This is a genomic window from Alteromonas sp. KUL150 (assembly GCF_009811475.1).
GTDB lineage: Bacteria > Pseudomonadota > Gammaproteobacteria > Enterobacterales > Alteromonadaceae > Alteromonas > Alteromonas gracilis.
This window is the reverse complement of sequence record NZ_BLIJ01000021.1, coordinates 68,464-80,177: the sequence shown is the minus strand read 5'-3', so window position 1 is coordinate 80,177 and position 11,714 is coordinate 68,464. Positions and strand designations below refer to the sequence as shown.

11 protein-coding genes are annotated in these 11,714 nt (G+C 45.0%); 4 read left to right on the top strand and 7 right to left on the bottom strand.

All coding sequences use genetic code 11. The annotated features are described in order from the left end of the window. Positions 1-63 precede the first annotated feature (63 nt). From coaE to GVO62_RS04385, 4 genes are all read left to right on the top strand, one after another. Positions 64-678, top strand: a complete 615-nt coding sequence (gene coaE, locus GVO62_RS04400) for a dephospho-CoA kinase (RefSeq protein WP_159117902.1) — start codon at positions 64-66, stop codon at positions 676-678. A gap of 223 nt (positions 679-901) precedes the next feature. Then, on the top strand, positions 902-1,654 hold the full coding sequence (gene zapD, locus GVO62_RS04395) for a cell division protein ZapD (RefSeq protein WP_159117901.1): 753 nt from the start codon (positions 902-904) through the stop codon (positions 1,652-1,654). 89 nt (positions 1,655-1,743) lie between these two features. After that, complete coding sequence (yacG, locus tag GVO62_RS04390) at positions 1,744-1,971, top strand: DNA gyrase inhibitor YacG (protein ID WP_159117900.1); 228 nt, start codon at positions 1,744-1,746, stop codon at positions 1,969-1,971. Positions 1,972-1,988: 17 nt separating this feature from the next. Further along, positions 1,989-2,861: an aspartoacylase gene (locus GVO62_RS04385; protein ID WP_159117899.1), complete on the top strand. Its 873-nt coding sequence runs from the start codon at positions 1,989-1,991 to the stop codon at positions 2,859-2,861. Positions 2,862-2,984: 123 nt separating this feature from the next. Here the strand turns inward: GVO62_RS04385 and mutT are convergent, their stop codons facing one another. From mutT to GVO62_RS04350, 7 genes are all read right to left on the bottom strand, one after another. After that, complete coding sequence (mutT, locus tag GVO62_RS04380) at positions 2,985-3,365, bottom strand: 8-oxo-dGTP diphosphatase MutT (RefSeq protein WP_159117898.1); 381 nt, start codon at positions 3,363-3,365, stop codon at positions 2,985-2,987. Further along, positions 3,365-6,073, bottom strand: coding sequence for a preprotein translocase subunit SecA (gene secA, locus GVO62_RS04375; protein ID WP_120961745.1), 2,709 nt, complete (start codon positions 6,071-6,073; stop codon positions 3,365-3,367). The genes mutT and secA overlap by 1 nt, the downstream gene beginning before the upstream one ends. A 179-nt stretch (positions 6,074-6,252) precedes the next feature. Then, the gene (locus GVO62_RS04370) at positions 6,253-7,131 is read right to left on the bottom strand and encodes a M23 family metallopeptidase (RefSeq protein ID WP_105929595.1); all 879 of its coding nucleotides are present in this window, start codon (positions 7,129-7,131) and stop codon (positions 6,253-6,255) included. Between the two features lie 178 nt (positions 7,132-7,309). Beyond that, complete coding sequence (lpxC, locus tag GVO62_RS04365) at positions 7,310-8,221, bottom strand: UDP-3-O-acyl-N-acetylglucosamine deacetylase (RefSeq protein WP_105929594.1); 912 nt, start codon at positions 8,219-8,221, stop codon at positions 7,310-7,312. 211 nt (positions 8,222-8,432) lie between these two features. Further along, positions 8,433-9,599 carry a cell division protein FtsZ gene (gene ftsZ, locus GVO62_RS04360; RefSeq protein WP_105929593.1) on the bottom strand — a complete coding sequence of 389 codons (1,167 nt, stop codon included), beginning with the start codon at positions 9,597-9,599 and terminating at the stop codon, positions 8,433-8,435. A 105-nt stretch (positions 9,600-9,704) separates the two neighbouring features. Further along, positions 9,705-10,934, bottom strand: coding sequence for a cell division protein FtsA (ftsA, locus tag GVO62_RS04355; RefSeq protein ID WP_120961749.1), 1,230 nt, complete (start codon positions 10,932-10,934; stop codon positions 9,705-9,707). A gap of 7 nt (positions 10,935-10,941) precedes the next feature. Beyond that, positions 10,942-11,712: a cell division protein FtsQ/DivIB gene (locus tag GVO62_RS04350; protein ID WP_159117897.1), complete on the bottom strand. Its 771-nt coding sequence runs from the start codon at positions 11,710-11,712 to the stop codon at positions 10,942-10,944. Positions 11,713-11,714: the final 2 nt, after the last annotated feature.

Sequence of the window (11,714 nt, the reverse complement as noted above, 5' to 3'; positions counted from 1 at the left end):
CCTTAACTCAGTGCCTTAACTCAACAGCATGGCTACGAGCATTCACCCCAAGGTTTTATAGAAATGACAACACCACAACAAGCGTTTGTAGTTGGCCTAACCGGCGGTATAGGCAGCGGTAAATCAGCAGCCACAGCATACTTTGAAAAGCTGGGTATCGATATTGTTGATGCTGATGAAGTAGCACGTGATGTGGTAGCGCCTGGCTCTGAAGGCCTAAAAGAAATAGTAAATCGCTTTGGAAATAGCATTCTACTAGAAGACGGCAATCTTAATCGCGCCGCGCTTCGTGAAAAAGTATTTTCCGACATCAATGAAAAAAACTGGCTGAACAATTTGCTGCACCCACTCATTCACTCGCGCATGCAGCACCTCATTGGTGAATCGACCAGCCCTTATTGTATTTTATCTGTGCCCCTACTTGTTGAAAACAAGCTCACGGAAATGTGTAACTACGTGGTTGTTGTAGACTGCCCTGAAACAATGCAGCTTGAGCGTGCTTTAAAGCGGGATGGAAGTACAGAAGAAACCATTAGAAATATCATGGCTTCTCAAGCCACACGAAACGAGCGAATAGAAGCAGCTGATACGGTTTTGGATAACAGCACAACCCTATCTGCACTTTCTGCACAAATTGCAGACCTCCACAACACGCTGCTGGCATTATCATCTGATTAAGTGCTTATGACGCGATATCCACAGAAATAATAACTTCCCCCCCAGTCTAATAGTAGTTTTTGAAACTTTTTTGAACAAATAACGTCAAACAAAAGATTTGTCCTACAAGTGTGCTTGGCTTAAACGCATTGATGCTTTAGGCTTAACGCAACTTACTGTTCGGTTTCAATTTTGGTGCGTCTCTCGTGCCAATTCTCTACATCAATGTGTCTTAAGGGGTTTCATGGGTAACGCTGTTTTCGAATTTCCGCTAAAGGAAAAAGTACGTAACTATCTACGTGTTGAGCAGCTGCTTGGACAACTTAAGATAACGGCGAAGTCCGAGCATACTCATTTACAGCTTGTTTTTTTTGAACAGCTTTTCGAACTGCTCGATTTAATTGAACGGTTAGATTTGCGCTCAGATTTAACTAAAGATCTCGACGCCCACGAAAAGAACTTAGTGTATTGGTCAAAGCATCCGAAAATTGATAGCACAGCATTAGAACAAGCCTTAAAGACCGTATTAACCTTAAAGCAAAAGCTAAAAACAGATCGTCGATTTGGCAGTACTCTTAAAGATGACAAACTGTTGAGCGCTATTCGTCAACGCTTTGCTATCCCTGGTGGCGCGTGTAGTTTTGATTTACCCAACCTGCATTTTTGGTTGCAGCAACCGTTAGAGCAGCGCCAAACAGAAATAAAGCAATGGTTAGAAACGCTAGGTCTACTAGATGATGCCATTGCTGTAAGCCTTTCCTTTATACGCGAGCGTGGTCAGTTTGTTGAAGTCGTTGCCGACAACGGGTTTTACCAAGGCGCAGCCGAAGACAAAAACGAGCTTATTCGGGTAAAATGCAGCGTAGATGGGGGATATTACCCTATCCTGAGCGGAAACAAATATCGCTATGCACTGCGCTTTATGAACTTTGCACCCGAAGAAGGGCAAAATGGCGCTGTCGAAGACAGTATTCAGTTTCGTTTAGCAGCCTGTTAAACTTCACATAATCTCTATTTATTGGTTACTCGTTGGGCTGTAACGCCAACGATATTAGCCTTATATAACGTATTTCACTGGAGCGTACTATGGAAGTGAAATGTCCAATTTGTGCCAAACAAGTAGTTTGGACACCAACAAGCGAATACCGCCCTTTTTGCAGCAAAAAATGTCAGCTTATCGATTTGGGTGAATGGGCTGCTGAAGATAGAAAGATAGCGGGAAAGCCTGCCGAGGATGCAACACCCAAGGATTTTGATGTCGAAGAGATAGAAGCCATGTTGGCTCAACAATCTGACGACTTCTTCAAGCATTAACTATACAAGGAAACACAATGTTTAATTCTATCGCTCTTGTTGGTGGTACTCATGGAAACGAAACCAGCGGTATTCAGCTTATTCGCAATTGGCAACAGTTTGGCTTGCCGTCGCGATTTGATGCATTAAACGTTTCTTTGACAATTGCAAATGAAGCAGCGCTTGAGGCAAACGTGCGATTTGTAGAAGAAGATTTAAACCGTCAGTTTACTTTTGAACGTCTAGCGAATAATAATCCAGCCAAAGAAGCGGTACTTGCCAAATCTCTAAACGAAAAACTTGGCCCAAAAGGCAATTCAAATACCGACTTTGTTATTGATATTCACAATACCACCAGCGAAATGGGAGCCACGCTGATTATTCTAGAAGCGGATGAGTTTCACACTCAGCTAGCGCGATTCGTTAAACAGCGAATGCCAGAAGCGAATATTCTGGTGGAAGACGAGAAGCCTTATCTTGAACACGGCTACCTGTGCACTACGGGTAAAAAAGGCGTAATGATTGAAGTGGGCGGGCAGCCTCAAGGCGTGTTAAGAGAAGATGTTTACCTTTTAACGCAAACCATGGCAGAAGCCATTTTAGATTTTTGTATTGCTTATAACAATCAAGAGATAAAAACAGACGTATTGCCAGTCTGTGAGGCGTTTCGCTTAGGTGAAAATGTCGGTTTCCCTTTAGATGACAATGGCAAGCGCACCGCTATGATCCACCATGCATTGCAAGACAACGACTTTGAGCCACTCATGCCTGGCATGCCCATGTTCAGAACCTTCGACGGCAAAGACATCCTATGGGATGGTGAGACAGAAACCTACCCTCATTTCATTAACGAAGCCGCCTATTTTAAACTGGACGTAGCGTTTGCCACGTCTGAACGTATAACGCTTTGATTTCTCATACAAAGAACGATTTCTCGCACAAAGAACGAACGGGATAATTAACCTATCGCCTTTGCGCTTTCAAGTTAAAGAGTCGAATAACAAAATAGCCACATCAAGATGTGGCTATTTTTATTACTGTAATGCTTTGATAATGGGAACGTTAGCTTCTGGAAAATCTTCTGCATTAAGTGACTTCACATTGACCCATCGGGATTGTTGCCCTTCTTTACCATGGGGCTCACCTGCGAAATCATCCACGCGATGTACATCTAGCTTAACTTGCTTATCGCCATAGTCATGGGTAATAACAATTACTGGCTCACTGTGGTTTACGCTAATTCCTACTTCCTCAGCAAGCTCACGCTTTAGGGCCTGAAGCACGGTTTCGCCTTCTTCCACCTTACCGCCTGGGAATTCCCATTTCCCACCCTGATGAACACCGTCGGGACGCAGGGTAATGAATATTTCATCGCCGCGGGCGATAACGCCCACAGCAACATGTACCACTTTCATTACTTCAATTTACCGTGACACTGCTTATATTTCTTACCAGAACCACAAGGACATGGGTCGTTGCGGCCTACTTTCGCGCCCTCGCGAACTTGGGTACGTACTTTGTCGCTAGCAGCTTCTGGCGCTGCGCTAGCTTCTTCGTGCTCGAAGTTCTTAGGCACATCGTCAGCTTGGCGACGCTGCTCTTCAACTTTTTGAACATCTTCTTCAGCTTGTACTTTTACACGAGCAAGAATAGTGATCACTTCAACTTTGAGCGCTTCTAACATTTGAGAGAACAAAGCAAACGACTCACGCTTGTATTCTTGCTTAGGGTTTTTCTGTGCATAGCCGCGTAAGTGAATACCTTGACGTAGGTGGTCCATTGCTGCCAAATGCTCTTTCCAATGGCTGTCTAGGTTCTGAAGCATTACGGCTTTCTCGAACTGGCGTAGCACCTGTTCGCCGACCACTTCTTCTTTTTGTTTATAGGCGCTGATCACTTCACCTAAGATGCGTTCGCGAAGCTTTTCTTCATAAAGCTTATCGTCATTTTCTAACCAGGTTTTAATTGGCAGGTCTACAGCGAAATCAGCGCGCATGCGCTCTTCTAGGCCGCTGACGTCCCACATTTCTTCAAGCGATTGCGGTGGGATGTACTCGTCAACAACGCTTGAAATTACGTCTTCACGAATAGCAGCAATAGTCTCGCTAATATCGCCTTCATCAAGCAGTTCATTGCGCTGTTCGTAAATAACTTTACGTTGGTCGTTAGCCACATCATCGTATTCAAGCAACTGTTTACGAATGTCGAAGTTACGACCTTCTACTTTGCGCTGTGCGTTCTCGATGGCGCGAGTTACCCACGGATGCTCAATGGCTTCACCGCGCTCCATACCTAAACGCTTCATCATGTTGCCCATTTTTTCAGAAGCAAATATACGCATTAGCGCGTCGTCTAATGATAGGTAGAAACGGCTTGAACCCGGGTCACCTTGACGGCCTGAACGACCACGAAGCTGGTTATCGATACGACGAGACTCGTGACGCTCTGTACCAATAATATGTAAACCGCCCGAAGCAAGTACAGCGTCGTGGCTTTCTTTCCACGCCGCTTTGATCTTTTCAATTTGTGCTTCCGTTGGGTTTTCTATTTTCTCGACTTCCGCTTGCCAGTTACCGCCTAACACAATATCGGTACCACGGCCGGCCATGTTGGTCGCTATCGTAACAGCACCAGGTTTACCTGCTTGAGCAACAATATCGGCTTCGTGTTCATGGAACTTAGCGTTAAGTACCTTATGAGGAATTTTCGACTTTTTAAGAATGCGAGAGATCAGTTCCGAGTTCTCGATAGAGACCGTGCCTACAAGGGTCGGCTGTCCGCGCTTAACACATTCTTTAATGTCTTCAACAATGGCTTCGTACTTCTCTTCCGCCGTCAGGTAGATAAGATCAGGCATATCTTTACGCTGCATAGGGCGGTTAGTTGGGATCACTACTGTCTCTAAGCCGTAAATATGATTAAATTCGAATGCTTCTGTGTCTGCAGTACCCGTCATACCCGCAAGCTTGTTGTACAAACGGAAGTAGTTTTGGAAAGTAATAGACGCAAGGGTTTGGTTTTCGTTTTGAATACGAACTCCTTCTTTTGCTTCTACTGCTTGGTGAAGACCTTCAGACCAACGACGGCCTTCCATTGTGCGACCGGTATGTTCGTCAACAATAACAATTTGGTCTTCTTTAACAATGTAGTCTACGTCTTTAGAGAATAGTTTGTGCGCGCGAAGTGCAGCGTTAATATGGTGAAGCAAAGAAATATTGCCCGCATCAAACAACGACTCGCCTTCTGGCAATAGGCCTTCTTCATGTAGAATTTCTTCGACGTGAATTTGACCGCGCTCTGTTAGATGAATTTGTTTAGCTTTAAGGTCGATAGTGTAATCACCATCGCCTTCTTGACCTTCTTCATCTTCCTTTTCCTGCTGAACAAGTTTAGGAATAATGATGTTGATACGACGATACAACTCTGAACTATCTTCAGCCTGACCAGAAATGATAAGTGGCGTACGGGCTTCGTCGATAAGGATTGAGTCAACCTCGTCCACTACTGCATAGTTAAGTGGGCGCTGAACGCGATCTTGCGGGCTAAATGCCATGTTGTCACGAAGGTAGTCGAAACCAAATTCATTGTTCGTACCGTAAGTAATGTCCGCCTGATAAGCTTCTCGCTTTTGCTGTGGCGACATACCTGGTACGTTACATCCAACGCGCATGCCTAGGAAGTTGAATAGCTGATTACTCCATTCAGCATCACGACGTGCTAAGTAATCGTTCACGGTAACTACATGAACACCTTTACCCGATAGCGCATTAAGATAGGTAGGTAAAGTTGCCGTTAAGGTTTTACCCTCACCGGTACGCATTTCCGAAATTTTACCTTCGTGCAGTACTTGGCCACCTAGCATTTGAACGTCAAAGTGACGCATACCATATACACGCTTACTTGCTTCACGCACCGTAGCAAACGCTTCAATAAGGATATCGTCAAGGGTTTCCCCCTTTTCAATGCGCGCTTTAAATTCGTCGGTTTTAGCCTTTAGCGCCTCATCGGAAAGCTTTTCAAATTCTGCTTCCAGTGCATTGATGGCATCTACGTTTTTGCGTAATTTTTTTAATAGTCGGTCATTTCTGCTACCGAATACTTTTCGAAGGATGCTTGAAAACATTAGCTTTTTTATTCCACTACTTGTCGAGACGCCGCACATTGTGCACAGCTAAATTAAACGTAAAAAACACAACCGGTTTGTTCGGGTGCTTTGCGATTTTCTAAAATTGTGTTTCACCGTCATCAAAGCTGTCTGTAAAAAGCCTTGATAACAGGAATATACCTGGCTGCTACCTTAATCTACTTTTTGTAGACGAAAGGCAGAGGATCGACTTGTTTTCCGTTTCTTATTACTTCGTAGTGAACGTGAACGCCGGTTGAACGCCCGGTGTTGCCCATTTTAGCAATAGCTTCACCCTTGGTGACAACATCGCCTATTGATACGGTTAATTCATCGTTGTGCCCGTATCGGGTAACAAAACCATCACCGTGATCAATCTCTACTAGTTGGCCATAGCCGTAGCGCTCGCCTGCCCAGGTTACAATACCTGCTGCAGTGGCAACGACGTTTTCTCCTGCTTTACCTGCAAAGTCCAACCCTTTGTGCATGGTTGGTTTACCTGTAAACGGATCGGCCCGCATACCATAATAAGAAGACAACCACCCTGACTCAATCGGACGACCAGATAATTGGCTCTGTTCGTTTATATGGTGACCCCTTACCAAACTTTCAAGCATAGATAACTGTTGAGACTTCAAATCAAGTGATTGCTCAAGCTTTGCTATTTCGTGAAGAATGGGGTCGTCTTGGAGGTTATCCGGTATCGATACCGGTACGAAAGCGTCCAGGTCAGCCGCTGACATACCTAATTCTGTTGCTATTTGCTTACCTTTCTCATCAAGCAACGTAGCTTGCGCTGATAGTTCAGCGACATGAGAAAGTAAGGCTTTTATCTTAACGGAGGTTTGTTGCTTTAGCGCCTCAACATCTTTTTGTTGTTCATTGACTTCTGTTTGGGCTAAACGCACACGCGCAATATCTTCGGATACCGATTCGGTTGAACGGCTGGATACCAACATAAAAATAGACGATAGCACGGTGGCACTAACAAGCGTGCGGACACTGATACTGTGTCTGTAACGTTTATTTTTGCCTGCTAATGTAATAGTTAGTTTCATACCACGAAGATTATTGCTGTTTCACGCCTGTGCTCCGACGAAAATAAACGACAATCGCTTTTGATTGTTAATTTCTGGCACATGGGTGAAATTTATATTAATTATTCGGCTACTGTATCATTTATTTCAGTAATTGCCATATGAAAAAAAGCCGCCTGTTAGGCGGCTTTTGAAAATATTACGCTAATGCCGGTTGAGCATAACGAATTGGCGCGGTTTCCTGAGAATCGTATGTCACGAACTCCCAACACTCTTTTTGCGCTAACACAGCGTTTAATAGCTTATTGTTCAGTCCGTGGCCTGTTTTGTAAGCACGTAATTCACCAATTAAACTATGGCCGCCTAAGTATAAGTCACCAATAGCGTCCAAAATCTTGTGTTTCAAAAACTCATCATCATAGCGCAACCCTTCTGGGTTTAGTACGCGAAACTCATCTAAGGCAACAGCATTTTCCATGCTACCGCCTAGTGCTAAGTTGTTCGCGTTCATGTATTCAAGGTCGCGCATAAAGCCAAACGTACGTGCTCGACTTACTTCATTAACATATGAACATGAATCAAAATCCATCGTCATATGTTGACGAGTTTGACTAATTACCGGGTGATCAAAGTCGATTTGGAAATCAACACGAAAACCATCATATGGCACTAATTCTGCCCACTTATCGCCATCTTCAACTCGAACAGGCTTTTTAATTCGGATGAATCGCTTTGGCGCATTTAGCTCTTCAATACCCGCAGATTGAAGTAGAAATACGAACGGGCTAGCACTTCCGTCCATAATTGGCAGCTCGTTACTGTCTACCTCAACAATGATATTGTCGATACCTAATCCTGCAAGCGCAGACGCCAGATGTTCTACCGTTTGGATAGTTACACCGTCTTCATTATTCAAACACGTACACAGCATGGTATTACCCACTGCGTTCGCACGCGAAGGTATGTCGACATGTGGTTCAAGGTCAACACGCCTAAACACGATACCCGTGTTTGCTGGCGCAGGTCGGAGAGTCATTGTGACCTTTTCCCCTTTATGAAGCCCAATGCCGGTCTCTTGGACCGATTGCTTGATTGTACGTTGTCTAATCATCTGCTTAAGCTTTTACCTATTAAAAAAGCGGGCGCGAATTATAGTGAGTTATTACTCACATGTCAAAAAACACCCGTTCCGACGATATTTACCCCGTCAGATTGCGTATTTAAACAATCACTTCACGCGAATTTTTCACGCTGTGAAATTTCATCTAATTAATGAGACATCACAAACGCAAAATAATTCCCTTCGTTTTCAAACAGCTAAATTAGTCTGCCTGTTTACGAAGAAACGCTGGAATATCTAGATACTCCAAGTCGTTGTCAGGTTGTGCACTGTCATCAGCTTTAAGCGCTTGATTACCTTCCGTACCACCGACTGCAGAACGCGGCTCACTTGAGTGTGTGCTGCCGTACTCTTTCGCTGGGGTCGTCAGGCGAGAACCTTCAGAGCTTACTAGCGAAATGTCAGGCTTGCGCTCTGCGCCAATACCGGTCGCAACAACCGTAACGCGAAGCTCATCTGTCATTTCCATATCAATAACTGTACCCACAACCACAGTCGCGTTTTCTGATGCGAATGCTTTAACTGCATTACCTACAGTCTCAAACTCGTCGATAGCGAAGTCTGGGCCAGCAGTAATGTTTACAAGGATACCGCGCGCACCTGACAAATCGATGTCTTCTAGAAGCGGGCTTGCAATGGCAGATTCCGCGGCTTCTTCAGCACGGTCTGGACCGCTTGCTGCACCGCTGCCCATCATAGCTTTACCCATTTCAGACATAACAGTTCGTACGTCTGCAAAGTCAACGTTGATCAAACCAGGGCGAGTGATTAGCTCGGCAATGCCTTGAACCGCGCCGCGTAATACATCATTTGCTGCGCTGAATGCCTGAAGTAGTGGCGTGCCTGGACCCATTACTTTCAATAGTTTTTCGTTAGGAATAGTGATCAACGAGTCAACATTGTTCGCAAGCTCTACAATGCCTTGCTCAGCAAAAGAGGTACGCTTTTTACCTTCAAATGGGAATGGCTTAGTAACAACCGCTACGGTTAGAATACCCATTTCACGGGCAATCTTTGCCACTTCTGGCGCTGCACCAGTACCTGTACCACCGCCCATACCGGCTGTGATAAACACCATATCCGCGCCGTCAAGCGCTTGGCGTATAGTTTCTCTGTCTTCTTGCGCTGCTTCACGACCGATATTCGGATCGGCACCTGCACCCAAGCCTTTTGTTACGCTTGAGCCAATTTGAAGCGTAACATTTGCACTTGAGCTACGAAGCACCTGTGCATCTGTGTTTACCGCAATAAACTCTACGCCTTCAATGCTTTGAGACACCATGTGTTCAACTGCATTACCACCGCCGCCACCGACACCGATGACTTTGATTACGGCTTCTTCGCCGTGACTATCCATTAATTCGAACATACTTACTCTCCGGTTGTACGTCTTTTAAACACTACGCCAGGTCATTCCCTTAGGCTAATTGCTTCCTGCTAGCCTTAATGCCGTAGCTATAGCGCCCCCAAAAAATTAAAATTCACCTTTAAACCAGCTTTGCACACGATGAAATAAGCTTTCACCGGTTTTCTGCGTACTGGACTTTTTATTATCAGATTGTACTTTGCCATATTGCAGTAGCCCAACGACTGTCGCAAATCCAGCATCATCGACGTATTCAGATAAACCTTTTACGTTGATGGGTTTGCCCACGCGCACGGGCATCTGGAAAAGTTCTTCGGCAAATTCAACAGCACCTTCCATCTTAGCGGTACCACCAGTAAGTACAAGACCCGCTGCGATTTGCTCTTCCAGACCGCTGGCACGAATTTCATCATGTACCAGCTCAAAAAGTTCCTGATAGCGAGGCTCAATAACCTCAGCTAACGTATGACGAGACATGACTCTAGCTGGGCGTCCGCCAACACTAGGTACTTCGATACTGTCTTCCATACTCACCATATCTTTTAATGCACAGGCGTAATTAACCTTAATTTCCTCTGCATTACTAATAGGTGTTCTAAATATTTTTGCTATGTCACTGGTAATTTGATTACCAGCAACCGGTATGACCGCAGTGTGGCGAATGGCGCCATCGGTGAAAATCACGATGTCCATAGTACCGCCACCAATATCAACCACACAAACACCAAGTTCTCGCTCGTCATCTGTTAAAACGGCATAACTTGATGCGAGGGCTGAAAAAATCAGTTGGTCCGCATTAAGCTCACAACGCTCAACGCACTTCACCATGTTCTTCGCCATATCGTCGGCGCAAGTGATAATGTGCGCATCTGCTTCCATTCTTACGCCCGACATACCTATCGGGTTTTTAATCCCCTCTTGCACGTCAATAGTAAACTCTTGGGGTAACACATGCAGAAGTCGACGTTCAGCCGCAATAGGCACACTGCGCGCTGCATGAATAACGTTGTCCACATCTTCTTGTGTTACTTCTTGATTGTTAATCGGTACCATGCCGTTTTCATTTTGGCACTTAACGTGGCGTCCCGAGATAGACATGAAAACTGAAGACACACGGCAATCTGCCATTAACTCCATCTCGTTTACCGCACGCTGAACCGACTTAACCACCAAATTTAAATCGTTAACGCCGCCCTTATCCATGCCTTTAGATGCATGGGTGCCCACGCCAACGATACTGATTTGATCGTCTTCTAGCAATTCACCCACCACAGCCTTGACTTGGCTGGTGCCGATATCTAGTCCTACAATCAAATTGCGTTCAGCAGGTTTTGACATGGTTTCCTTAACTCTCTTCATCTGTGGTGTTGTCGTCTTTCCAACCAACGGCAACACCCGTGTCATAGCGAAGGTCGACGTATTTCACCGCCTTCTCTTGTTGCGCCAAAAGTGGATATACATCAATAAAGCGCTGCAGCCTATCGATAAACTCCTGACGTCCTAAATTCAATTTTATGCCGTTTTTCAACTGCACCTGCCATGCAAACCGTTCGCTTAATGACAACTCAGACAACGTCATGTCTGTTGTTGAAATAAGTGCATGCATGGCGTTATAACCTTCTAGCGCCGTTTTCTCGCTACCGCCCGGGCCATATAAACGCGGTAAATCGAGTACTACACCTTCATCGTTAAACGTATCCCCGTAAGGGTTTAACAACAAATCTTCATTCCATTGGGCGACCGGCTGCTGTTCCACCAAATAAATTTTCAGCGTGTTCGGCCACTTTTTGCGAACCGAAGCACGGTAAACCCAAGACTGTGATTCAACGAGTTCAAATACCTCGTTAACGTCTAGAGCAAAAAAACTTCCTGGTTGCGCTTTACGAATCAATCGCTCAAGCTTTGTAATATCGATATGCTGATAGTCACCAGAAAAATCGATAACCTGTACCGGCATTTGCTGTTCATCTTGCAAATACTGATTAGCTTTCAACCCACCAAATACTAATCCAGCAATAACCAACAGTAAGAAAGCGACGCCGCCCCACACTGTTGATTTACTTTTGCCGCCCTTAACAGAAGCTTGCCTGTCTTGGTTAGTATCGGTATTGGCCACGT